This is a genomic window from Azohydromonas lata (genome assembly GCF_034427735.1).
Taxonomy (GTDB): domain Bacteria; phylum Pseudomonadota; class Gammaproteobacteria; order Burkholderiales; family Burkholderiaceae_C; genus Azohydromonas; species Azohydromonas lata.
Map to the genome: position 1 here is coordinate 45119 of NZ_JAXOJX010000002.1, position 23233 is coordinate 68351.

The 23233-nt window shown below is 70.7% G+C and carries 23 protein-coding genes; 7 read left to right on the plus strand and 16 right to left on the minus strand.

Annotation, left to right across the window (positions count from 1 at the left end; genetic code table 11):
- Positions 1–12: 12 nt before the first annotated feature.
- Positions 13–1953, minus strand: a complete 1941-nt coding sequence (locus SM757_RS02275) for an AMP-dependent synthetase/ligase (protein WP_066332177.1) — start codon at positions 1951–1953, stop codon at positions 13–15.
- Positions 1954–2080: 127 nt separating this feature from the next.
- Here SM757_RS02275 and SM757_RS02280 point away from each other — a divergent pair, with 127 nt between their 5' ends.
- From SM757_RS02280 to ydiK, 3 genes are all read left to right on the plus strand, one after another.
- Positions 2081–2809 (plus strand): Crp/Fnr family transcriptional regulator, encoded by a 729-nt coding sequence (locus tag SM757_RS02280; RefSeq protein WP_066332176.1) that lies wholly within the window; start codon positions 2081–2083, stop codon positions 2807–2809.
- A gap of 199 nt (positions 2810–3008) precedes the next feature.
- Positions 3009–3950 carry a hypothetical protein gene (locus SM757_RS02285; protein WP_066332174.1) on the plus strand — a complete coding sequence of 314 codons (942 nt, stop codon included), beginning with the start codon at positions 3009–3011 and terminating at the stop codon, positions 3948–3950.
- A 74-nt stretch (positions 3951–4024) separates the two neighbouring features.
- Positions 4025–5137: an AI-2E family transporter YdiK gene (gene ydiK, locus SM757_RS02290; protein WP_322464234.1), complete on the plus strand. Its 1113-nt coding sequence runs from the start codon at positions 4025–4027 to the stop codon at positions 5135–5137.
- A gap of 31 nt (positions 5138–5168) precedes the next feature.
- Here the strand turns inward: ydiK and SM757_RS02295 are convergent, their stop codons facing one another.
- From SM757_RS02295 to gspG, 12 genes are all read right to left on the minus strand, one after another.
- Positions 5169–6173 carry an AAA family ATPase gene (locus tag SM757_RS02295; protein ID WP_066332260.1) on the minus strand — a complete coding sequence of 335 codons (1005 nt, stop codon included), beginning with the start codon at positions 6171–6173 and terminating at the stop codon, positions 5169–5171.
- Between the two features lie 189 nt (positions 6174–6362).
- Positions 6363–7583, minus strand: a complete 1221-nt coding sequence (gene gspF / locus SM757_RS02300; RefSeq protein WP_066332171.1) for a type II secretion system inner membrane protein GspF — start codon at positions 7581–7583, stop codon at positions 6363–6365.
- 8 nt (positions 7584–7591) lie between these two features.
- Positions 7592–9013 (minus strand): type II secretion system ATPase GspE, encoded by a 1422-nt coding sequence (gene gspE, locus SM757_RS02305; protein ID WP_066332169.1) that lies wholly within the window; start codon positions 9011–9013, stop codon positions 7592–7594.
- 48 nt (positions 9014–9061) lie between these two features.
- Positions 9062–11497 carry a type II secretion system secretin GspD gene (gene gspD, locus SM757_RS02310; RefSeq protein WP_238455683.1) on the minus strand — a complete coding sequence of 812 codons (2436 nt, stop codon included), beginning with the start codon at positions 11495–11497 and terminating at the stop codon, positions 9062–9064.
- Between the two features lie 2 nt (positions 11498–11499).
- Positions 11500–12381 carry a type II secretion system protein N gene (gene gspN, locus SM757_RS02315; protein ID WP_322464235.1) on the minus strand — a complete coding sequence of 294 codons (882 nt, stop codon included), beginning with the start codon at positions 12379–12381 and terminating at the stop codon, positions 11500–11502.
- Positions 12378–12884 carry a type II secretion system protein GspM gene (gspM, locus tag SM757_RS02320; RefSeq protein WP_322464236.1) on the minus strand — a complete coding sequence of 169 codons (507 nt, stop codon included), beginning with the start codon at positions 12882–12884 and terminating at the stop codon, positions 12378–12380. Before gspM ends, gspN begins: the two co-directional genes overlap by 4 nt.
- An 8-nt stretch (positions 12885–12892) precedes the next feature.
- Positions 12893–14128 (minus strand): type II secretion system protein GspL, encoded by a 1236-nt coding sequence (gene gspL, locus SM757_RS02325; protein WP_322464237.1) that lies wholly within the window; start codon positions 14126–14128, stop codon positions 12893–12895.
- 110 nt (positions 14129–14238) lie between these two features.
- Positions 14239–15225, minus strand: coding sequence for a type II secretion system minor pseudopilin GspK (gene gspK, locus SM757_RS02330; protein WP_322464238.1), 987 nt, complete (start codon positions 15223–15225; stop codon positions 14239–14241).
- Positions 15225–15896: a prepilin-type N-terminal cleavage/methylation domain-containing protein gene (locus SM757_RS02335; RefSeq protein ID WP_066332160.1), complete on the minus strand. Its 672-nt coding sequence runs from the start codon at positions 15894–15896 to the stop codon at positions 15225–15227. The genes gspK and SM757_RS02335 overlap by 1 nt, the downstream gene beginning before the upstream one ends.
- Before the next feature lie 4 nt (positions 15897–15900).
- Positions 15901–16266, minus strand: coding sequence for a type II secretion system minor pseudopilin GspI (gene gspI / locus SM757_RS02340; RefSeq protein WP_322464239.1), 366 nt, complete (start codon positions 16264–16266; stop codon positions 15901–15903).
- A complete protein-coding gene (locus SM757_RS02345) occupies positions 16263–16709 on the minus strand; it encodes a prepilin-type N-terminal cleavage/methylation domain-containing protein (RefSeq protein WP_322464240.1) in 447 nt (148 codons plus the stop codon). Before SM757_RS02345 ends, gspI begins: the two co-directional genes overlap by 4 nt.
- A gap of 67 nt (positions 16710–16776) precedes the next feature.
- Positions 16777–17211 carry a type II secretion system major pseudopilin GspG gene (gene gspG, locus SM757_RS02350; RefSeq protein ID WP_322464241.1) on the minus strand — a complete coding sequence of 145 codons (435 nt, stop codon included), beginning with the start codon at positions 17209–17211 and terminating at the stop codon, positions 16777–16779.
- A 49-nt stretch (positions 17212–17260) separates the two neighbouring features.
- Between gspG and SM757_RS02355 the strand changes: the two genes are divergently transcribed.
- Positions 17261–17962 carry a type II secretion system protein N gene (locus SM757_RS02355; protein ID WP_322464242.1) on the plus strand — a complete coding sequence of 234 codons (702 nt, stop codon included), beginning with the start codon at positions 17261–17263 and terminating at the stop codon, positions 17960–17962.
- 78 nt (positions 17963–18040) lie between these two features.
- On the opposite strand, the gene ilvA is transcribed toward SM757_RS02355, so the two are convergent.
- Positions 18041–19609 carry a threonine ammonia-lyase, biosynthetic gene (ilvA, locus tag SM757_RS02360; protein ID WP_066332148.1) on the minus strand — a complete coding sequence of 523 codons (1569 nt, stop codon included), beginning with the start codon at positions 19607–19609 and terminating at the stop codon, positions 18041–18043.
- Between the two features lie 363 nt (positions 19610–19972).
- On the opposite strand from ilvA, the gene SM757_RS02365 reads away from it, so the two are divergent.
- Positions 19973–20395, plus strand: a complete 423-nt coding sequence (locus SM757_RS02365; RefSeq protein WP_066332146.1) for an OsmC family protein — start codon at positions 19973–19975, stop codon at positions 20393–20395.
- Positions 20396–20447: 52 nt separating this feature from the next.
- On the opposite strand, the gene coq7 is transcribed toward SM757_RS02365, so the two are convergent.
- The gene (gene coq7 / locus SM757_RS02370; protein ID WP_322464243.1) at positions 20448–21098 is read right to left on the minus strand and encodes a 2-polyprenyl-3-methyl-6-methoxy-1,4-benzoquinone monooxygenase; all 651 of its coding nucleotides are present in this window, start codon (positions 21096–21098) and stop codon (positions 20448–20450) included.
- A gap of 249 nt (positions 21099–21347) precedes the next feature.
- Here coq7 and SM757_RS02375 point away from each other — a divergent pair, with 249 nt between their 5' ends.
- On the plus strand, positions 21348–22427 hold the full coding sequence (locus tag SM757_RS02375) for a porin (RefSeq protein ID WP_322464244.1): 1080 nt from the start codon (positions 21348–21350) through the stop codon (positions 22425–22427).
- Between the two features lie 173 nt (positions 22428–22600).
- Here the strand turns inward: SM757_RS02375 and lptM are convergent, their stop codons facing one another.
- A complete protein-coding gene (lptM, locus tag SM757_RS35510; protein ID WP_407655731.1) occupies positions 22601–22882 on the minus strand; it encodes an LPS translocon maturation chaperone LptM in 282 nt (93 codons plus the stop codon).
- Between lptM and cyaY the strand changes: the two genes are divergently transcribed.
- Entirely contained in the window at positions 22830–23183 is a 354-nt protein-coding gene (cyaY, locus tag SM757_RS02380) for an iron donor protein CyaY (protein ID WP_066332255.1), read from the plus strand. The two genes, lptM and cyaY, sit on opposite strands and share 53 nt — an antisense overlap.
- The last annotated feature ends 50 nt before the right edge of the window (positions 23184–23233 follow it).

Sequence of the window (23233 nt, forward strand, 5' to 3'; positions counted from 1 at the left end):
CGATGGCGTTCATCAAGCGGCCCTCCGGGCGACGGGGTAGGTTTTGGCGTCGGCGATGCGCAGCGTGGCGCTGACCACGCCGCTGCGCCCGTCCTCGAACTTCACCGGGGTTTCGATGAACTGGCTCTCGCGCCCTTCGAAGAGGGCCTGCAACAGCGGCGCGTAGCGCTCGGCGATGAAGCCGCGGCGCACCTTGCGCGTGCGGGTGAGCTCGCCGTCGTCGGCGTCCAGCTCCTTGTGCAGCACCAGGAAGCGGTGCACCTGGCATCCGGCGAGCTGCTCGTCGCGCGCCAGGTCGGCGTTGACCTGCTCGACGCAGCCGCGGATGAGCTCCAGCACCTGCGGCTTGGCTGCCAGGTCGGTGTAGCCGGTGTAGGGCAGGTTGCGGCGCTCGGCCCAATGGCCCACGGCTTCCATGTCGATGTTGACGAAGGCGCAGACCTGGTCGCGCCCGTCGCCGAAGGCCACGGCCTCCTTCACGTACGGGAAGAATTTCAGCTTGTTCTCCACGTACTTGGGCGCGAACATGGCGCCGTCGAAAGCGCCGCCCTTGAGCCGGCCGACGTCCTTGGCGCGGTCGATGATCTTGAGGTGGCCGCCCGCGTCCAGGAAGCCGGCGTCGCCGGTGCGAAACCACCCGTCCTGCAGCGCCTCGGCCGTGGCCTGCGGGTTGCGGAAGTAACCTTGCAGCAGCCCCGAGGATTTCACCAGCACCTCGCCGTCGGCGGTAATGCGCAGCTCCACCCCCTCGATCGGCACGCCCACCGTATCGGCCTTCGCCTCGTGGTCGGGCTGCAAGCACACGAACACCGCCGTCTCGGTGGAGCCGTAGAGCTGCTTGAGGTTGACGCCTATGGCGCGGTAGAAGCTGAACAGGTCCGGCCCAATGGCCTCGCCCGCGGTGTAGGCCACGCGCACGCGCGACATGCCCAACTGGTTGCGCAGCGGACCGTAGATGCACAAGTCGCCCAGCTTCCAGGCCAGCCGGTCGGTGAGCGGCAGCGGCTTGCCGTCGAGGCGGGCCGGGCCCACGCGGCGGGCCAGCGCCATGAAGCGCTCGAACAGCCAGCGCTTGAGCTTGCCGGCGTCCTCCATGCGCACCATGACGCTGGTGAGCAGGCCTTCGAAGACGCGCGGCGGCGCGAAGTAGTAGGTCGGCCCAATCTCCTTCAGGTCGATGGACACCGTGGCGGCCGACTCAGGGCAGTTGACGACGTAACCGCAAGCCAGCCACTGGGCATAACTGAAGATGTTCTGGCCTATCCAGGCCGGCGGCAGGTAGGCCAGCACCTCCTCGGCGGCGGTGAGCTTGTCGAAGCGCGCGCCGGCCTGCGCGCGGTCCAGCAGCGAGGCGTGGGTGTGCACCACACCCTTGGGCGTGCCGGTGGTGCCCGACGTGTAGAACATGGCCGCGACGTCGGCGGGCTGGACCCGGCGCGCCTCGGCCTCGAAGAAGCCGGGGTGCTGCGCGGCGTGGGCGCGGCCGGACTCCGCCAGCGCATCCAGCGAGGCCAGGCCCGGCTCGCGGTAGTTGCGCAGGCCACGCGGGTCATCGAACCACAGGCCCTGCAGCAGCGGGCACTGCTCGCGGATCTCCAGGAACTTGTCGATCTGCTCCTGGTCCTCGGCGACCACGAAGCGCGCCTCGGCATTGCGCAACGGGAAGACGAACTCCGCCGCCACCGCGTCCTGGTACAGCGGCACGGGCACCGCGCCCAGCGACTGCGCCGCCAGCATGGCCGCGTACAGCCGCGGCCGGTTCTCGCCCACGACGATCAGGTGCTCGCCGCGCCGCAGCCCGGCCGCGGACAGGCCATGCGCCAGCGCGCGCACGAGCTCCGCAAGCTCGCCCCAGGTCAGCGTTTGCCAGATGCCCAGGTCCTTCTCGCGCAGCGCGGGGGCCTGCGGGCGTTGGGCGGCATGTTCAAGCAGCAGGTGAGGAAAAGTCGTCAACGGCGTCTCCCGACAGCGGCTTCGCCCCCGGTGTGGCGGCGAAGTGCACGGATTCTGGGCGGCACTTTGACGCCGAGTTGTCGCGACGGCGACAATCTCCGGGTCTGTCCCAAAGGGGGTTTCCCGCATGGCCTTGACCGACCTCACGCCCTCGGCCCCGCTGCTTTCCCGCTCGCGCATGCCGCGGGCTCAAGAGCTGCCGGGCATCCCGTGGCTGTCCCGGCTGGAGCCCGGGGCGCGCGAGCAGGCGCTGGCGTCGCTGCGCGTGGTGGAGGTGGAGCCCGGCGAGCTGCTGTGCCGGGTTGGGCGCCCGCCCATCTACTGGTTCGGCGTGCTGGACGGGCTGCTCAAGGTGGGCAACGACGGCGCCCACGGCACCACCGTGACCTACATGGGCGTGCCGCCGGGCGGCTGGTTCGGCGAGGGCACGGCGCTCAAGCGCGAGGGCTACCGCTTCAACGTGCAGGCGCTGCGGCGCAGCGTCATTGCCGGGCTGCCCATCGACTGCTTCGACCGGCTGCTGGAGAGCAGCCTGGGCTTCAACCGCTTCCTGATGCAGCAGCTCAACGAGCGGCTGGGCCAGTTCATCGCGGCGCGCGACATCGACCGGCTGACGCAGCCCGATGCCCGCGTGGCGCGCAGCCTGGCCGCGCTGTTCGATCCGGTGCTGTACCCGGGCGTGGGCGAGATGCTGCGCATCACGCAGCAGGAGCTGGCCTACCTGGTGGGCTTGTCGCGCCAGCGCGTCAACCGCGCGCTGCGCAGCATGCAGGCCGAGGGCGTGATCCGCATCGAATACGGCGGCGTGCGCGTGCTGGCACTCGACAAGCTGCGCCACTACGGGCCGGCGGACTGAGCCCGCGTTGCCGTGGCGCGTGGGTGCGGCCGCGGCCGGCTGGCGGCGCTTTGCACCCGGGTCTTGATGTGCCGCAAGCGGCGCGAGGCGCTCCGGTTGCGGGCTTCTCCACAATGCGCGGCGGCGGTCGAGGGGGCCGCGTCCTGCTGCCGGCGCCGTGGTGGCGCGGCAGGGGACATCTCAAACCAGGAAAACAAGCATGAACAAGATCTCGATGCGGCTGCTGCCCGTGGCCTGCGCAGCCGGCCTGTTGTTGTCCGCTTGCGGCGGTGGAGGCGGGGGCAGTTCCGAGCCGGCACCCACGTCGCCGGGCATCACGGCCACGACCTACCAGGAGGTTGCCGGCTCGGTGTCGGACTCCATGCTTGCCGTCCTGGCCGCAGCCGACGGCCTGAGAGGTATTTCCAGCCTGGAGGGAATTCAGGAAGCCGGCCAGGCTTCAAGCATCCCCGCCGACCCCGTGGGCCTGCTCCAGCGCCTGCTGGACCAGGGCGCCAGCGGGCGCGAGCAGGCCCAGGCGACGCAAACCAAGCCTGTGTCTTGTCCGGACGGTGGATACGTGGACGGATCGGTTTCGGACGCCGACAACAACGGCCGGTTGTCGCAGGGCGATTCCGCCAACCTCCAGTTCCACGGCTGCGTCGTGGACGGCATGCCCATCAATGGCGGATTGGGCATTTCGGTGACGGGGTACGGCGCTTCGTCCGGCTCGCTGTCGCTGAGCTTCAACGGCCTGAATGCGGATGGGGCCACCCTCAGTGGCGGCGCGGCGGTGAGCTTTGCCATCGGGACCGTGAACACGCTGTCCATCAGCCTCAGCAATGCCACCTTCAACGAGGGCAGCACGGCGGTGCGAGCCGATTACGCGGTTGACGTGGCGACTTCCGCGGACAGCTCCAGCGTGGCCGTGCACGGCAACGTGAGGGTGAACGGCCACGACTACGTCCTGACCCAGCCCACGTCCTTCACCAAGCTGGTGGGCGGCAGCCTTCAGCCCGGCGGCGTGCTGCAAATCCGTGAAGCGGCTTTTGGCGAACGCGTGCTCGTGAAAGCGGATACCGGCCACTTCATCTACCAGTACTTCAGCGCCGGCAACACCGGCGGCACGCCTGACGCCAGCACCACCGGCCTGTCGTACTGAGCCCCTGGCAAGGCGATCCCCGGGGACGGGGTGGGTAGCATCCCCGGGTTCCTTGCCAACGACGCGCGCCGCCCATGTCCATGCCCTCCCAAGACCTGCCCCGCACCACGTTGGGCGTGCTGTTCATCGCGGCGCTGATCGTCGGCTCGCTGTGGATACTGCGCCCCTTCCTCGGCCCGGGCATTTGGGCGGCCATGCTGGTGGTCTCCACCTGGCCGCTGCTGCTGACGCTGCAGCGCCGGCTGTGGAACCGGCGCTGGCTGGCGGTGACGGTGATGACGCTGCTGCTGGTCGTGCTGCTGCTGCTGCCGCTGACGCTGGCGGTGGCGGCGCTGATCAACCACATCGACCAGATCGGCGAGGCCGTGCGGCTGCTCACCACCTGGCGTCCGCCCCGCACGCCGCCGCAGTGGCTCTCCGGGCTGCCCTTTGTCGGCGTGCAGCTCAAGCGCGCCTGGTCCGAGGCCGTCTCGCTGGGCGTGGACGGCCTGTTCAACCTGCTCACGCCCTACGCGGGCAACCTCACGCGCTGGCTGCTGCTGGAGGTGGGCAGCGTTGGGCGGCTGCTGCTGCAGTTCCTAGTGACCGCGGCGCTGGCCTCGGTGATGTACGCCACGGGCGAGGGCTGGGCCGCGGCGCTGGTGCGCTTTGCGCGGCGGCTGGGGGGCGAGCAGGGCGTGGCCGTGGTGGAGCTGGCTGCGCAGGCCATCCGCGGCGTGGCCCTGGGCGTGGGCGGCACGGCGCTGATACAGGCGCTGCTGGCCGGCGTTGGGCTGGCGCTGGCCGGCGTGCCCATGGCGGGGCTGCTGACCATGGCCATGTTCATGCTCTGCATCGCGCAGATCGGCGCGCTGCCGGTGCTGGTGCCGGCCACGGTGTGGGTGTTCTGGAGCGGCGAAACCGGCTGGGGCGTGTTCCTGGCGGTGTGGTCGCTGGTGGTGGCCACCATGGACAACATCGTTCGCCCGGTGCTCATACGGCTGGGGGCGGACTTGCCGCTGCTGCTCATCTTCACCGGCGTGATCGGCGGGCTGCTGGCCTTCGGCCTGGTGGGCATCTTCATCGGCCCGGTGGTGCTGGCCGTGGCCTACACGCTGCTGGACGCCTGGGCGCGGCCGGCCTCGGACGGCCTAGCGGCAGCCATGGTGGCGCCGCGGCCGCCGCCCAAGGAGCCGCCCACGGCCTGACGGGGCGGTCTGCGCGGGGCGCCGTGGCGGGCTACTGCGCCGTGAAACCCATGGGCGTGCGCTTGGCGGCGGCGCCGGGCAGGTCGGCCAGCTCGATGTGGTCGCGCCCGGCCAGGCGGGCGTTGCCGAAGGCCGTCATCCAGGTGCGGCGCATCTCGCGCGGCGCCATGGCCGCTAGCCGCTCCAGCACCTCCTCCAGCGGCTCGGCCTCGAAGCGCCGGCCCCAGTCGTGCGTGGCGCGTATGCCCGCGTACAGCCGCAGCGCGATGCTGCGCGCCGCGTCATGGTCCGGCGACTGCACCTCGAACACGTTCATGCGGTTGAGGATGGGCTCGGGAATGCCGCGCTCGTCGTTGGCCGTGGCGATCCAGATCACCTGGCTGGCGTCTATGGGCACCTCGGCGAACTCGTCGGTGAAGCTGTGCGCCGTGTCGTGCTCCAGCAGCCCGTAGAGCGCGCCCAACGGGTCGTAGGCCTGCTCGGCGCGGGCCTTGTCGATCTCGTCCACCACCATCACCGGGTTGGCGTAGGCGCCGTCCACCAGCGTTTCGAACACCTTGCCCGGGCGCGCTCCCTTCCATTGGCTGGAGGCGCCGCTGAGCACCCAGCCGGCGGTGAGCGAGCTCATGGAGATGAAGCCCAGGCCGGTACCCAGCAACTGCGACACGGCGCGGGCGAAGTGCGTCTTGCCTATGCCGGGCGGCCCAAGCAGCAGCATGGGCGTGATTTCCAGCGCGTCGCGGCTGTCGTGGCAGAGCGCGAGCTGGCGGCGCACGTCGTCCAGCACCTCGCGGAAGTTGGGCAGCTCCTCGTACAGGTGCTGCATGGCCGGCAGGCCGGAAGGCTTGACCTGGAAGCGCTCGGGGCCCTTTTCCAGCATGCGCTCATAGGTGCTGCGCAGGTGCTCGTGCTCGCGCGGGGGCAGCTTGGTCAGCCGGCGCTCGACCTCATCGACACGGTAGAGGTTGCGCAGGCTGGCGATCGGGATCGCGCTGGGCGGCGGGGACGGAACGAGATCGGTCGACGGGGCAGCCATGAACACACCTCCTTGCACTTCGCGAGGCGCCCGCTGCCCACCAACCGCCAACCAGCGCGGATGGCCAGTGCCGCGGCGCCTTGTTTCCCTGTCATTTAAGCAAGAGACAGGCCCGTTGTGCAGACGGTGGTGCGGACGAAGTTCACGGTTGTTCTGCCGGACGCCGCCGCGACGCAGCGCCCAGGGCGCTTACTTGACCCAGGTGTTGAGCTGGATGATGGGCAGCAGCACGGCCAGGACGATGAGCATCACCACGCCGCCCATGCCCACGATGAGCAGCGGCTCCAGGATGGTGGCCAGCGCCAGTGCGCGGCGCTGCACCTCGGCGCCGAGCTGCGCGGCGGCGCGGCCCAGCATCTGCGGCAGCTCGCCGGTCTGCTCGCCCAGGCGGGCGAACATGGGCAGCAGGCCCGGAAAGCGTTTTTTCGCCGCCAGCGCCAGCGCCAGCGGCGCGCCCTCGCGCACCTGCACCAGGGCGTCCAGCGCGTCGGCGCGCATGGCGCGGTTGGAGAGGGTCTCGGCGGCCGCCTGCAGCGCCTTGAGGATGGGCACGCCCGCGTCGGCCAGCATGGCCAGCGTGCCCGCGAAGCGCGCCGCGTTGTAGCCGCGCGCCAGGCGGCCGACCAGCGGCAGCCGCAGCCAGCCGGCGTCAAAGCGCTCGCGGAAGGCCGGATTGCGCCGCGCCGCGGCCAGGCCTATGCCGCCGGCCACCAGCAGCGCCAGCATCAGCCAGCCCCAGTGCCGGACGAAGTCGCTCAGCGCCAGCATGGCCACCGTGAGTGCCGGCAGCGCGCGCTTGGAGCTGGTGAAGACCGAGGCCACCTGCGGCACGACGTAGGTGACCAGGAAGACCACGATCACCACCGCGATCACCGACACGATGGCCGGGTAGAGCGTGGCGCCCAACAGCCGCGCGCGCAGCGCCTGGCGCTCCTCCAGGTCGTTGGCCAGGCGCTCCAGCACGGTGCCCAGCGCACCGCTTTGCTCGCCTGCGGAAACGACGGCGCGGTAGACGTCGTCGAACTCGCGCGGCGCGCCGGCCAGCGCGCGGGCGAAGGAGGAGCCGGCGTTGACCTCGCTGCGCAGGTGCGCCACCAGCTCGCGCTGGCGCGGGTCCTCGGCCTCGTCGGCCAGCGCCGTGAGGGCGCGCTCCAGCGGCAGCCCGGAGGACACCAGCCCGGCGAGCTGGCGCGTCCACACCGTCAGCGCCGTGTTGCCGAACACCCGCCCCCGCCAGCGCGCCGCGCCGCCGGCCGCGCCTTCCGAGCCCGCGGCCACGGGCTGCACCTGCAGCGGCACCAGCGCCTGCGCGCGCAGTTGGGCGCGGGCGGCGCGGGCGTTGTCGGCTTCCAGCAGCCCGGTGCTGGTCTTGCCGTCGGCCTTGAGGGCCTCGAAGCGGTAGGCGGGCATGGGTCGTTTCAGCCTTCGCGCGTGACGCGCAGCACTTCCTCAGGCGAGGTGACGCCCTCGGCCACCAGCCGGTCGCCGTCCTCGCGCATGGAGCGCAGACCCGCGGCCTCGGCCGCGGCGCGCATCTGCGCCTCGGGGGCGCGGCCGTGGATGAGGGCGCGCACCTGCTCGTCGGCCACCATCAGCTCGTACACGCCGGTGCGGCCACGGTAGCCGCTGTGGCCGCAGTTCGGGCAGCCCACGGGGTGCCAGCGGCCCACGTCGTCCTGGCGCTTGCAGTCCGGGCAGAGCTTGCGCACCAAGCGCTGCGCCAGCACGCCCAGGAGGCTGGAGGACAGCAGGAAGGGCTCGATGCCCATGTCGGTCAGCCGCGTGACGGCGCTGGGCGCGTCGTTGGTGTGCAGCGTGGCCAGCACCAGGTGGCCGGTGAGCGAGGCCTGGATGGCGATCTGCGCCGTCTCGTAGTCGCGGATCTCGCCGATCATGATCACGTCCGGGTCCTGGCGCAGGATGGCGCGCAGCGCCTTGGCGAAGGTCAGCTCGATGCGCGCGTTGACCTGCGTCTGCCCAATGCCCGGCAGCTCGTATTCCACCGGGTCCTCCACCGTGAGGATGTTGGTGGTGGCCGTGTCCAGCCGGCCCAGCGAGGCGTAGAGCGTGGTGGTCTTGCCGGAACCGGTTGGGCCGGTGACGAGCACGATGCCGTGGGGCTGGTGCACCAGGCGGTCGAAGGTGGAGAGCACGTTGCCGCTCATGCCCAGGCCCTCCAGCGAGAACTTGGACTCGCCCTTGTCCAGCAGGCGCAGCACGGCGCGCTCGCCGTGGGCGCTGGGCAGGGTGGAGACGCGCACGTCGATGGCGCGCCCGCCAATGCGCAGCGAGATGCGCCCGTCCTGCGGCAAGCGTTTTTCGGCGATGTCGAGCTCGGCCATGATCTTCAGCCGCGAGATCAGCGCCGCGTGCAGCGCGCGGTTGGGCTGCACCACCTCGCGCAGCGTGCCGTCCACGCGAAAGCGCACGGAGGAGCTGCGCTCGTAGGGCTCGATGTGGATGTCGCTGGCGCCGTCCTTGGCCGCCTGCGTCAGCAGCGCGTTGAGCATGCGGATGATGGGCGCGTCGTTGGCCGCTTCCAGCAGGTCTTCCACGGCGGGGAGGTCCTGCATCATGCGGCTCAGGTCCACGGCGCTTTCCACCTCGCCCACCACGGCCGCGGCGCTGGACTCACCCCCGGCGTAGGCCGCGGCGATGCGCTGCGACAGCGTCGCGCCGGCCTCGCGCTCGAAGGTGCCGACCTCGTAGAGCCGCAGCACCTCCGACATCGCCGCTGCCGGCGTGGTGTCGCCGCTCCACAGCGTGAACTGGCTGCCGTCGCTTTCGAGCAGCAGCGCGTTGGCCTTGGCGAAGGCGTAGGGCAGGGGGTAGCGACCCATGGCTTGGTCCTCGGTACTGCGGGTGGGGCGTGTGCGGCAGTCCGCCCTTCAGCGGCCTTGCGGCGTGTCCACGCGGGCGTCGGGCACGGGCTGGGGCTGCGCGGCCGGCGCGTCCATCGAGGACGGCACGGGCGGCGCGCTGGCCGGCGGCGGCAAAGGCACGGGGGCTGGCGTTGGCGGCGTGTTGTCGTCGTGCGGCGACACGGGGCGCACCGGCACGATGGGCGAGCCGCGGCCGGGCACCTGGGGCTGCACGGGCAGCACCGGCGCGTCGTTGACGGGCGTGACCGAGCTGGGCTGCGGCTGGCTGCCTTGCTGCATGGCGCGTATGGCGTCGTAGCGGTCCAGCGTGAGGGCCTGCGCGTCCGTGGGCGTGCGCAGCACCACCGGGCGCAGGAACACCAGCAGGTTGCTCTTGACGCGCTGGCGGTTGCGGCTCTTGAAGAGGGCGCCCACCACCGGCAGGTCGGCCAGGCCGGGCACGCGGTCCTCGCTGTCGGCGTACTCATCGCGCATGAGGCCGCCCAGCACCAGGATCTGGCCGTCGTCCACCACCACGGAGGTCTCGATGGAGCTCTTGTCCGTGGTCGGCCCGTTGACGGTGGTGGCGCCCTGCACCACGGCGGAGTTCTCCTGGAAGATGGTCATGCGCACCGTGCCGCCTTCGCCGATCTGGCTGCGCAGCCGCAAGGTCAGGCCCACATCGCGCCGCTCCACGGTCTGGAAGGGGTTGATGGCGCCGGTGCCCGTGCCGGTGTTGGTGAAGGTGCCGGTGACGAAGGGCACGTTCTGGCCCACGACGATCTTGGCTTCCTCGTTGTCCAACGCCACGAGGTTGGGCGTGGACAGCACGTTGCCGCCGACGTCGTTCTGCAGGAAGTTGGCCAGCGACACCAGCGTGACCGCACCGTTGACGCGGCGCACCAGGCCCACGTTCAAGCCCGCGCCGGGCAGCGAGCCCGTGCTGCTGGTGCTGGACGTCGAGCCGCCCACCAGGCTGTTGACGCCCTGGATGATGCTGAAGACGTTGTTGTTGTTGTTGCTGTAGTTGGTGCCCGAGTACAAGAAGTTCTTGTCGCCTTCCTTGCCCAGGATGCCTTGCCACTGGAAGCCGAACTGCGCGAGCTTGGTGGCGTCCACGCGCACGATCATGGACTCGACGTAGACCTGCGCGCGGCGCGAGTCGAGCTGGTCGATGACGGCGCGCAGTTGCCGGTACAGCGGCTCCGGCGCCGTGATGATGAGCGAGTTGGTGGCCGGGTCGGCCTGCACGAAGCCGCCGGTGTTGGGCTGTGCGGTGGCCTGCACCGGCGAGGTGGCCTGGGCTGACAGCCCGGTGCTGGTGCCGCTGCCCGCGCCGGTGGCGCCGAAGCTGGTTTGGGCCGCCACGGGCTGCTGCGCCACGGGGGCCGCGGCCGCGCCGGAGGCGATGCCTCCTCCTGCGCCGCCGGCACCACCCGCGCCCGTGCCGGCCTGGGTCTGCGCCGCGAAGGCCGCGCGCAGCACGGTGGCCAGGCGCACGGCGTCGGCGTTCTTGAGGTAGACGACGCGGATGTTGCCCGCGTCGCTCATGCCGTCCATGGGGCGGTCCAGCTTCTCCACCGTGGCGCGTATCTGCGCCAGCCGCGCGGGGCTGGCCGCGCGCACCAGCAGCGAGTTGCTGCGCGGGTCGGCCAGGATGGACGTGCCGCCGCCGGCCACGCCCGGGGCCGCGCCCGGCACGCCACCCGCGCCGGCGCTGGCATCGGCCAGGCGCTGCACCAGCGTCACCACGTCGCTGGCCACGGCGTAGCGCAGCGGGATGATCTCGACGTCGGTGTTGGCCGGCTGGTCCAGCGCCGCGATGATGCGTCCTATGCGCTGCAGGTTGTCCGCGTAGTCCGTGATCACCAGCGTGTTGGTGCTGGGGTTGGCGTTGATGGTGTTGTTTGGGCTGATCAGCGGCCGCAGCACCGCCACGAGGTTGTTGGGGTTCTCGTGGTTGAGCCTGAAGATCTGCGTGAGCACCTGGTCGCCGCGCTGCACCGGCGGCCCAACCGACACGGTGCCGGCCTGCAGCTTGGCGTCGGCTTCCGGCACCACCTTGAGCAGCCCGCCGCTTTCCACCACCGTGAAGCCCAGCCCGCGCAACTGCGCCAGGTAGTTCTGGTAGGCCTGGCGCACCGTCAGCGGCTGCTCGCTGTAGAGCGTGATCTGGCCGCGCACGCGCGGATCGACCAGGATCTGCCGGTCCACCATGGCCGCGACGGCGCGCGTCACGGCCTCGATCTCCGCATTGACGAAGTTCAGCGTCACCGGCGTGCGCGAGTTCAGTGCCGGGCCGCTGGGCTGCGCCGGGACCGGGGCTGAAGCCGCGGCGCGGGGTTGCTGCGCCCACAGCGGCGGCGGCAGCAGCAGCGTGGCGACCACGGCGCAGGAAATCGGCCGCGCCAGGAAGAAGGACGAGCGCCGTTGCGGCGCGGAAATGGGGCGCATCTTCTTCATTCTCATCCGATCGTGATGATGGCCCGCGCGCCCTGGCGCCGGCCGATGATGTTCAGCAAGTTGTTCAAGGCGGCTTCGCTGCCCTCGGCGGCGCGGGCCTCGCCGCTGAAGCGCAGCCGGGACCCGGCCCACTGGCCTTGCCCCGAGAGTTGCAGCGCACCTTGCAGCGTGGAGAGCTCCATGGTCGTGGCCTGGCCGCTGCCCTGCACCAGCAGCCGGTAGCTGCCCAGCGGCTGCAGCGTGGACAGCCGCGAGGACATGCCCAGCACCTCGATCTGCGCGCTGCCCTGCATGGCCAGCCGGCCCTGCGCCCAGTCGAACTGCAGGCCCGGCGAGCTCATGCTCAGCAGGCCGCCGAGCTGCAGCGTGTTCCAGGGCGTGCCCAGGCCGGCCAGCCAGGCTGCGGGCCACTGGCCCAGGCGGCCGCCCGGCGGCGGCTGCAGCGTGGCGCGCACGCGGCCCAGGCCGGGCTGCAGCGTCAGCAGCAGCGGCTGCTCCATGCAGCAGTCCTGGCGCAAGCGCAACGCCGCCTGCAGGCCGGCCGGGCGCAGCGTCCACTCCAGCCGGCCGGGCAGCAGCACGGCGTCGCGGCTGTCGGGGCCGGCGCCGAGCACCAGCGCGGCGCTGCCGTTCCACAGCGTGCCGCGCGTCTGCACCAGCAGCACGCGCTGGTTGCTGGCCGAGGCCACGGCCTGCGCCAGCCACGCCGCCGGCGCGAACAGCACCAGCGCCAGCAGCGCGCCCACCAGCGCGCCCCACAGGGCCCAACGCCGGCTGGCGCGGTGCATGCGCTGCCAGGCCTGCGCCGTGAGCGCGGCTTCAGCCTGCGCCAGCGCATCGGCGCGCGGGCCGCCGCGGCGGCGCCAGGGCAGGGCGCGCTTCAAGTCGTGCCTCCCAGGGCCAGCACCAGGCTGCCGTTGAAGCCCTGTCCGGCGCGCGTGAGCTGTACTTCCACCGGGCGGGCGCGGGCGCCGCTGCGCACCTCGGCCAGCCAGTCGCGCAACTCCTGCCCTTCGACGCCGGTGAGCGTGACCGTGACGCGCTCGCCGGCGACGACCAGCTTGGCCCGCTCGCCCAGGCGCTGCGTGGCCGCGCGCAGCGCTTCCAGGCTCTGCGCCGGTGCCACGGGCGTGGTGTTGCGCAGCTCGCCCGCCTCTGCGGCCTGGCGCTGCATGCGCTGCAACTGGGTTTCCAGGCGGTCAATCTCCGTCGGCGCCTCGCGCAGCGTGCGCAGGGCCGGCTGCACGGCCAGCAGCCACAGCAGCAGCAAGCCCAGCAGCACGCCGGCCACGCTCAACAGCCGGCGCTCGCGCGGTGCCAGGGCGCGCCAGCGCGCACGCAACTGCTCGCGCAGCGCCTGCAGGCGCTGCAGTTCCCGGGAAGCCATGGCCTTGTTCATACGCCCCCCTGCGGCCGCAGCGTCAGGCGCCCGTCGCTGGCCTCGACGGCCCAGCCGCCCGGGCGCAACTGGGCACGGAAGTTTTCGATCTCGGCAGGGCTCCAGCCCGTGGCGGGCAGCGTCAGCCGCCCCGGCTCGAATTTCAGCCCCTCCAGCGGCGGCCGCCCCTGCGGCCAGGCCAGCGCGGCGGCCGAGAGCAGGGACTCGAAGTCCGACTCGCCGGGGCGGCCGGCGGCCGTGCGCAGCGCCTGCGTTTCGCGTTCCATCTGCAGCGGCGCGTCCAGCACGGCGCGCACCTGCGGGAAGGTCCCGCGCAGCACCTGGTCCATGGCCAGCTTGCGCTGCTGTATGCCGTGGTGCAGTTGCCAGGCGCTGAGGTTCATGCCCAGCAGTTGGGCCACCGCCAGCCCTGCGAGGCCCCAGCGCACCGGGCGCCAGGGCGGGCTGCGGAACTGGCGCCAGGCGTCGCGCAGCGCCAGCATGCCGCGGTGCTGCGGCGCCAGGTCGAACTGGCGCAGGTTCCACAGCGAGCGGGCCGCCTCCAGGGCGCGCTCCTCGTCGCCGAGCAACTGCACGGGGGTGCCCAGCCAGCGCTCGGCCTCGGTGGCGGCGGCGGGCGTGGCGGTCCAGCGGGCGGGGCCTTCCTGCCAGCGCGACAACAGTTGCCGCGCCATGCCGCCTTGCAGGCGCAGCGCGGTGACGCCGTCGGCGTCGCTCCAGGTCAGGCGCAGCGGCGCCTGCGGGTCGTTGCCGGGCACGGTGCTGAAGTGGCCGTGCGGCTGCGTGGCGTCCGGCCAGGCGCAGGGCAGCACGCGCTCCACGATCAGCCCGGCGCCTTCGAGCTGCGCCAGCTGCGCGGCCAGCCAGGGCTTGTGCATGGCGGCGATCCAGGTGGGCTCGCCCGGCGTGGCCTTGGGCGCCAGCGCCAGGTGGACGAGCTCCGGATCGTCCAGCAGCGACTCCTCCAGCAGGCCCAGCAGTGCCGCGCGCAGCTTGCCCGCCGGCGCCTTGGGCAGGGCGGCGGCACGCAGCCAGCTGCAATCGGTGTCGGACAGCAGGGCCAGCACGGTGTCGGCCTTGGGCAGCAGGGCTGGGGCGCAGCGGCCGCTGCTGCCCACGGCGAGCCCGTCCGGGCTCAGGACGTAGCTGAATTCGCCGCCACGCACTGCCGCCTCGCCTCCGGCGACGCTCAGCCGTTCGCGGGGCGGGATTTGGACCACAAGAATGGACATGTGAGTTGATGCTGACTGAGTTCGCTGCGTCGCAGGCACTGTAGCGGGCGGCCGCCGCCGGGCAGCCGGCGCTCGGGGCGGCAGGCTACCGCAGTTGCGTAACGGAGACGTTAACGGGCGGCAGTTCCTGCCCCGGCCTGGGTGAGCGCGAGGTTCACGCGCTGGCGCCGTATGGCCTGCACGTTGTTGTTGCCATCACGGGACACCAGCGAGCGCTCCTCCAGCACCTGATCGCCCAGGCGCAGCCGGCTGCGCACCTCGAAGTAACTGGTCTTGACGTCGGTACCGTCGAACTTGGGCGGCGTGCTTCCGGAGGAGGGCAGCAGCGCCTGTGCTTGCGAGATCTCCTTGAAGGGCGACTGCTCGCGCGTGATGACCAGGCGCTGCGCGCTGGCCACGTCCACGCCTATCACCGCCGCCAGCACCTCGCGCGGGGCGGTGTTGAGGTTGATCTTGGTGGCCACGGGCAGCAGCACGATCCACGGCGCGAGCTTGGTGCGAGTGGCTTCATCCACGCCCAGCCAGCCCAACTGCTCGATGCTGCGCGGCATGAGCGGCGCCTGAGACTCCGGCGGCTGCGCCAGGGCCTGTTGCAGCCCGTTGGCGATCTGGGTGGCCAGGCCCGACGACAGACCGGCGTTGGCCATGAGCCGCTGCAGCACGGCCACCTGTGCCGGGTCCTGCTTGCCGTCGTCCTTGATGAGATTGCGCAGGTTGTAGCGGGACTGGGCGTCGGTGATGTCGCCGGAGAGGAAGGCCTCGGGGCCGTCGTCCGCGTTCTCACTGCGCTCGGCGGCCAGAAAGGTGGACAGCCGCGCCTCGGCCAGCGGCACGGCCCAAGGCTCGCCCAAGTGGTCCGTCTGGCCGGTGCGGCCATCCTCGCGCAGGATCAGCCGCGCCCAGTCCAGCGCGCCGTTGAGTATCCAGGCCGACTGCGTGCGTGCGCGCTCGGCCGCCTCCACCTCCACCGCGCGCCACTGCTGCCACACCATGCCGGCGGCCAGCGTGCTCACCACGGTCACCAGGATCATGGCCACTAGCAGCGCCGCGCCCGCCTGGCGGCGGTGGGGTAGGAGGAGTGGGCGACGCCAGGCCATCACTGCGGCCCCAGCGCGAAGGAGCGCGTGAGCGTGCCCGTGCGCGGCTGCGCCAGCGTGAGCACGATGCGCACGCCCGCCGGTGGCGGGGTGGCTTGGGTCGGCGTGCCCGTGCCGGCCGAAGTGCCGGGCGTGCCCGTAGCCGCGGTCGCGGTGCCGGCGCTGGACTGGCAGTTGGTCCAGGCGTTGCCGCGGAAGAAGTACACCTGCATGCCGGTCACGCCGCCGAGCAGCAACAGTTGATTCGTCTCGTTGCCCAGCAGTTGCTGGCTGCGCAGCCAGTGCTCCTGCAGCTCGCCGCTGCGCAGCGCCGCGGGGCTGGCCCAGCGCGTCCACTGTGGGCTGCGCAGTTGCCAAGCCACCAGTTGCACGCCTTCCTGGTCGGGGGCGGTGCGCGTCATGCGCAGCGTGGCGCCGTCGCAGCTCACGGCAGGGACGACGCCTTGCGTGTCGTACACCGCCAGCAGGTCGGCTTCCAATTGCGCCATCACGGTGTTGAGCCGCTCGGTGGCCTCCAGGTTGGACTGCGTGACCTCCCGCGCGCGCGCCAGCCCGTCAATGCCGCGCCACGCCAGGCCCGCCATCACGGCCATCACCACCAGCGCCACTAGCACCTCCACCAGCGTGAAGCCGCCTTGGTGTCGTTGGGCCGTGTTGCGCGCGCGTCTCATGGCCTCACAGCCTCGGCAGGATGGTGGAGATGACCAGCAGCGTCAGTCCGGCCTCGTCCTTGACGATGGCGTCCACACGCCGGAAGTTGGGGTTGGGCGTGGGTCGCACCTTCATGAGCCCGCCGTACTGGCGGCCCAACTGCTCGCAGGCGAACTCGGTGTCGCCTATGCCGGGGAACTGGCGGGTCAGGCGCATTTCGGTGAGCTGGTTCTCGGCGCACCACTGCGCGGCGCTGACGTCGGCCAGGCGCTGCGCGTTGCCGGCAAGCGAGCCGGAGGCCTTCATGCCCGCGCCCAGCGCGATGGCCACGATGGCCAGCGCCACCAGCACCTCGATGAGCGTGAAGCCCGCCGCCGCGCCGCGCTTCATGGCTGGGGCGTCTCCACCATGGAGAAAGGGCCCAGCCCGTCGGTGGCCAGCACCAGGCTGCGCTCGCCCAAGCGCAGCATGATGCGCTGCGCGCCAATGAGCGGCTCGGGGCCCAGGCGCAGCGCGCGCGCGCCCACGATTTCGGCAGTGGTGCGCTCGTTGAGCCAGTTGGAGGGCATCTTGACCGCCGGGGGCAGGCCCACGAAACGGAAAGCGCCCTCGGTGTTGCCCTGCGCCGCCAGCTCGAAGCGCGCCGACAGCGCGCCGGCGCGGGCTTGGGCGCGGGCCGATTCGAGCAGGGCCGACAGCCGCGCGGCCTCCTGGTCCAGCGCCTTGGCGTCGCTGTCGCGCAGCGCCAGGCTGGTGACGCCGGCGGCGATGGCGATGATGGCCACGACCACCAGCAGCTCGATGATGGTGAAGCCGCGCTGCAGGCGTTTCATGGGAGCTGCCGGGGGCGCCGGGCGGTGCTGCGGATGGAGGCGGTGCGCGCCGCCGGGCGGACGTCGCTTACTGCCAGGAGCCGACGTCGGCGTTGTTGCCCTCGCCGCCGGGCTGGCCGTCGGCGCCGAAGCTGAAGACGTCGATCTCGCCCTTTACGCCCGGGTTGACGTACTGGTAGGCGTGGCCCCAGGGATCGTTGGGCAGTTTTTCCAGGTAGGGGCGCCAGTTGGGCGGCACGGAGCCGGAGGTGGGCTTGTGCACCAGTGCGTCCAGGCCCTGGGCCGAGTCGGGGTAGCGCAGGTTGTCGAGCTTGTAGAGCTTGAGGGCCTGCATCAGGTTGTTCACGTCGGTGCGCGCGGCGGTGACGCGGGCATCGTCGGCGCGGTTGAGGACGTTGGGAACGATGAGCGCCGCCAGCACGCCGATGATGACCAGCACCACCATCAGCTCGATGAGCGTGAAGCCGCGCTCGCGCCGGCGAAGAGACGAAGAAACACGCATGGCTGCCACGCAAGTCAACAAGTCGAAGGGCGGCCATGATAATCGCCGCATGCAAGCCCGCCTGATCGCCTTCATTCTCTGGGCCGCCGTGGCCGCCACGATCGTGTTCTGGGCGCTGCGGCTGGGGCCGCGCGCACCGGCCGTGCCGGCGCAGGCGGTGGCCGTGTCCACCGCCGCGGGCGCCCGCGGCGATCTGGGCCGGCTCTTGGGCGAGCGTGCGGCGCAGGCCGAGGCCGAGCCCGTGGTCTCGGCCGACGCCGGCCGCTTTCAGCTCGTGGGGGTGGTGGCTCCGCGCGACACCGGCACCCGCGAAGGCCTGGCCGTGATTGCCGTGGACGGCAAGCCGCCGCGCACCTACCGCGTGGGCGCTGCGGTGGACGACCGCTACGTGCTGCAGTCCGTGCGCATCCGCGGCGCCGAGCTTGGGCCGCGGGGCGGCAATGCGCAAATCCAGCTGGAGCTGCCGCCGCTGCCCGTGGCCAGCACGGGCGTGCTGCCGCCGGCGGGCAGCGAAGCGCCTGCCGGCGTGCCGAGCGCAGGCGCGCCCATGGGCGGTGCCCTGCCGCGCGGCGGGATGGCGCCGGGCCAGGGCTACCCGGGCGTGCAGGGCGGCATGCGCCAACCCATGGTGCCGCAACCCATGCCGCAGCAGCAGCCCATTCCACAGGAGATGCCGCCGCAGGACATGGCCGTGCCTCAGCAGGAGATGGAGCAGCAGCCCGTGCCCGATCCGCAAAACCAGGGCGGCTGAGGGTTCAGGGCTCGACCGCGGGTCAGCGGTACGGCCTTGCCTTGAAGCGAGCCGGCGGCGCCGGCCCGCCCAGAGGCTTCAGCGCAGGAAGAGCCGGTACACCGGGTTGTCGGTTTCGTCCACGCAGGGATAGTCCAGCGTGTCCAGGAAGCGCTTGAACGCCGTGCGGTCGCCGCGCGGCACCTGGATGCCCACCAGGATGCGGCCGTAGTCGGCGCCCTGGTTGCGGTAGTGGAAGAGGCTGATGTTCCACTCCGGCTGCATGGCCTCCAGGAAGCGCATCAGCGCCCCCGGCCGCTCCGGGAAGGTAAAGCGGAACAGCCGCTCGTCGCGCGCGAGCTCCGAGCGTCCGCCCACCATGTGCCGCACGTGCTGCTTGGCCAGCTCGTCGTCGGTGAGGTCCAGCGTCGTGAAGCCGTGGCGCTCGAAGCTGCGGGCCAGCTTGTCGGCTTCCTCGCGCTTGCTGATGCCTATGCCCACGAACACGTGCGCCACCTTCTGGTCGGAGATGCGGTAGTTGAACTCCGTGACTGCCCGCGGGTGCAAGGGCGTGCCTATGACTTCACAGAAGCGCCGGAAGGAGCCGCGCTCCTCGGGGATGGTGACGGCAAACAGCGCCTCGCGCTGCTCGCCCACCTCGGCACGCTCGGCCACGAAGCGCAGCCGGTCGAAGTTCATGTTGGCGCCGCAGGTGATGGCGGCAAAGGTGTGGCCCTTGAGCTTGTGCTGTGCGACGTACTTCTTGATCGCGGCCACGCCCATGGCGCCCGAGGGCTCGACGATGCTGCGCGTGTCCTGGAACACGTCCTTGATGGCGGCGCAGACCTCGTCGTTGTCTACCACCACGAAGTCGTCCACCAGCTCGCGCGCGATGCGGAAGGTTTCCTCGCCCACCAGCTTGACCGCCGTGCCGTCGGCGAACAGGCCCACGTCGCTGAGCTGCACGCGCTTCTTGGCGCGCACCGAGCGCAGCATGGCGTCGGAGTCCACGGTCTGCACGCCGATGACCTTGATCTCCGGCCGCACGGCCTTGATGTAGGACGCCACGCCGCTGATGAGCCCGCCGCCGCCGATGGCCACGAACACCGCGTCCAGCGGGCCCTGGTGCTGGCGCAGCAGCTCCATGGCGATGGTGCCCTGGCCGGCGATGACGTCCGGGTCGTCGAAGGGGTGGACGAAGGTCAGGCCGCGCTCCTTCTCCAGCGCGCTGGCGTGCAGCGCGGCGTCGGAGTAGCTGTCGCCGTGCAGCACCACCTCGCCGCCGAGCTGTTGCACGGCGTCAACTTTCACGCGCGGCGTGGTCACCGGCATGACGATTACGGCCTTGCAGCCCAGCCGCTTGGCGCCCAGCGCCACGCCTTGCGCGTGGTTGCCGGCGGAGGCGCAAATCACGCCGCGCGCCAGTTGCTCGGCCGACAGGTGGGCCATCTTGTTGTAGGCCCCGCGCAGCTTGAAGCTGAACACGGGCTGCTGATCCTCGCGCTTGAGCAGCACATGGTTGCCCAGACGCCGCGACAGGTTGCGCGCGGCGTCCAGCGGCGACTCCACGGCCACGTCATAGACCTTGGCGGTCAGGATCTTCTTCAGGTAGTCCGGCCCAGGGGCCGCGGCCTTGCGGCGCTGTGCAGGGGGTCGGCGACCGACCATGGGTGATGACTCCTAGGGCTGTTGCAGCAAAACCACGGATCATAAGCGCCGCCGCCGGACAGGCCTGACAAGACGCTGCTCACGGGGGCCGTGCCCGGCAACGCGTGCCTTGCGCGGCCAAAAAAAAGCCCAGGGGGTTTGCCCTGGGCTTGAATCCACCAATGGAGGAGGTGGAGGAGACAACCTGCGTCTGCCAACTCGGGTATGTCCCGATGCAGACAACGCCTTCAGTGTATCTGCGATCTTGTCGCGGCGCAATATATCCATCCGCAAAAACCCTTGTTCCGAACGCAATTTCAGGCGCAGGCGCGTTGCAAAATGCACGGCTTTTCAGCAGGGAGCCCTGCCACGGGGCTTGAGACGATGGAATGCACGATCAACTGGGTGCCCGCCAGCGGCATGGCTTTCGTGGCCGAGACCGGCAGCGGCCATCTGCTGACCATGGACGGCGCGCCCGACGGCGGCGGCCGCAATCTGGCGCCGCGACCCATGGAAACGCTGCTGGCTGGTGCCGGCGCCTGCACCGCATATGACGTGGTGCTCATCCTCAAGCGGGGCCGCCACGAGGTCAGCGGCTGCCAACTCAAGGTGTCGTCCGAGCGCGCGGCGACGGACCCCAAGGTCTTCACGAAGATCCACCTGCACTTCATCGTCAGCGGCCGCAAGCTGCCGGCCGCCGCCGTGGAGCGCGCCATTGCGCTGTCGCACGAGAAGTACTGCTCGGCCACCATCATGCTCGGCCGCACGGCCGAGGTGACGACGGGCTACGAGATCGTCGAGGCTTGAGGAAACCGCCGGCCCACGCCGGCGCCGTGGTCGCAGCGCCTGGGGTGGGCCGTCAGATGTAGTGCGCCGTGGTCGTCATGACCTTGGCGGCGGCGTGCATGAGGCCGCGCACCGGCGCGGGCAGTTCCATGCCGCCGGCGGCCAGTGCGTTGTCGGCATGGCGAGCCTCGTCCACCTTCATCTGCTCGACGATGGCGCGCGAGGACGTGTCGTGTTGAGGCAGCCGCTGCAGGTGGCTGGCCAGGTGCTGCTCGACCTGGCGCTCGGTTTCCACCACGAAACCCAGGCTCACGCGGTCGCCCAGGCGCCCGGCCAGCAGGCCTATGCCGAAGGCGCCGGCGTACCACAGCGGGTTGAGCAGGCTGGGCCGCGCGCCCAACTCGTCCAGTCGCTGCTGTGTCCAGGCCAGGTGGTCAATTTCCTCGCGCGCGGCCTGGGCCATTTGGTCGCGCAATCCGGCCGAGCGCGCCGTGAGCGCCTGTGCCTGGTACAGCGCCTGCGCGCAGACCTCGCCCACGTGGTTCACGCGCATGAGTGCCGCGGCCTCGCGCTTTTCGTCCTCGCTCAGCGGTGTTTCCATGCCGGCGGCCGCGCCGGTGGCGGCTGGCACGGGCTGGGCCGCATGCACGCTGCTGGTGACGGTGCGCAACGCGCGGTCCAGCGAGGTCAACCAAAGGTCAAGGGCACTGAGCGAACGGGACATGGGAGCAGGGCACGGAAAGCAGCCAGGGAAGCATGAAAGTATGGCATCGACATGACGTGCCGCTGCCGTTGTGTGAGGACAACAAGCAAAGCCTCTTTTTGGCCTTCGTCCTTGGCAAGCCGAAACCCCCTCTGTTGCAATAGCGCCAGCTTCCGTTGAGGAGGTAGGCCTGATCAGCACTTGAGCGCCCGGTCCATTAGGGCGCCGCTTCGGGACCTCTGGTAACAACCCTGGATGGAGATACTGCAAATGAAGAAATCCCTGATCGCCCTGGCCACGCTGGGTGCGTTCGCCGGTGCTGCTTCGGCCCAATCGTCGGTGACCCTGTACGGCCTGGTGGACCTGAGCGTGCAACACGTCAAGTCGGGCGACCTGAGCCCCAACGCCGGCAAGAGCGTGACCAAGCTGGCTGACGGCGTGGAGTGGGGTCCTGGTTCGCGTTGGGGCCTGCGCGTGTCGGAAGACCTGGGTTCCGGCCTGAAGGCCAACGTGGTTCTGGAGTCGGGCTTCTCCGCCGACACCGGCCTCTCGACCCAAGGCGGTCGCCTGTTCGGTCGCCAAGCGTTCATCTCGCTGGCTTCCACTTCTGCCGGTGAAGTTCGCCTGGGCCGCCAGTACACGTTCAACGACGAAACGGTCGCGCTGAACAACCCGTTCGGCAACACGATGTTCCTTCACACGGGCGTGAAGTACACCGTCGTTGGCGGCGGTCTCCCGCTGTTCATCGACTCGCCGCGTATCGACAACGCTCTCCAGTACATCTCGCCTTCGTTCGGCGGTTTCCGCCTGCAGGGCATGTACGGCTTTGACGAGAAGGCTCAAGACCGCTACTACGGCCTGAAGGCTGTCTATGCCAATGGTCCGCTGAACGTGGCCCTGGCCTACGAGCAGAACAAGCTGCTGACGGCCGTGGCTGGTGAGGACAAGGCCAACAAGACCTGGACCCTGGGCGCCAACTACGACTTCGGCATGGCCCGCGTTTACGCCGGCTTCCAGCAAGGCAAGGATCTGGCCAACAGCGCCAGCAGCGGCAACGTGCTCCAGTCTGGTGGCACTCTGACCGCCGACAAGCTGCGTACCTGGACCGTGGGCGTTGGCGTGCCGGTTGGTGCCTTCACCATCGGTGCCAACTACGTCCGCGCCAAGTACGACGACGCCACCGGCGTGGTCGTGGGCGACAAGACCATCGGCCGTGCCGCCGTGGGCGCCACCTATTCGCTGTCCAAGACCACCACGCTGTTCACCGCCTACCAGCAAGCCACTGGCGACCTGAAGGACAACGTGAACGAGAAGCGCGGCGTCGAAATCGGCCTGCGCAAGGCTTTCTAATTCTTCAGAATCAGAAATTCCGGGCCGGCCCGTGCGGCGGCCCTTGCCTCAAGGCGTCCTTCGGGACGCCTTTTTTCTTTGGGCATGCTCAACCACGCACCCATGAAAAAGCCGCCGTGGCCCGCAGGGCGCGGCGGCTGGTGATGGTGGGTTGACGGCGGTGGCTTTGAAACTCAGCGCGTGACCTGCGGGGCTGACGCCGGCGCGGAGGCCGCCGCAGCCGCCGCGGGCGCGGCTTGGGCTTGAGGAGGTGGCGGCAGCCGCAGCGGCCCCTTCTGGCCGCAGGCGGCCACAGCAGCCAATGCACCCACAGCCAGCAGCAGCTTGACCCCGGACCCGGCGCACCGCGCCGCTACACTCGATCGGGCTTTCGTCTTCATCTCCCAAATCTTACCCACCGCCATGAGCGACACCCCCGCCGCCGACCAGCTCTCCGACGCCGAATACCACCGCATCGCCCAGGCCGTGCTCGCCAGCGTGGAAGCACAGATCGACCGCTGGCTGCAGGACGACGTGATCGACATCGACGCCGCGCGCACCGGCGGGCTGCTGGAGCTGTCGTTTGCCAACGGCAGCAAGATCGTCATCAACACCCAGCCGCCGCTGCAGGAGCTGTGGCTGGCCGCGCGCAGCGGCGGCTACCACTTCCGCTGCGTAGGCGGGCGCTGGCTGGAGCGCGAGGGCCGCGACTTCTTCGACCTGCTCTCCGAGTCCGCCACCGCCCAGGGCGGCAAGCCGCTGCGCTTCAACCCCTGAACAGTCGCGCCCCGGTGACGCGCTGAACGCCGCCGCCAAGAAAAACGCCG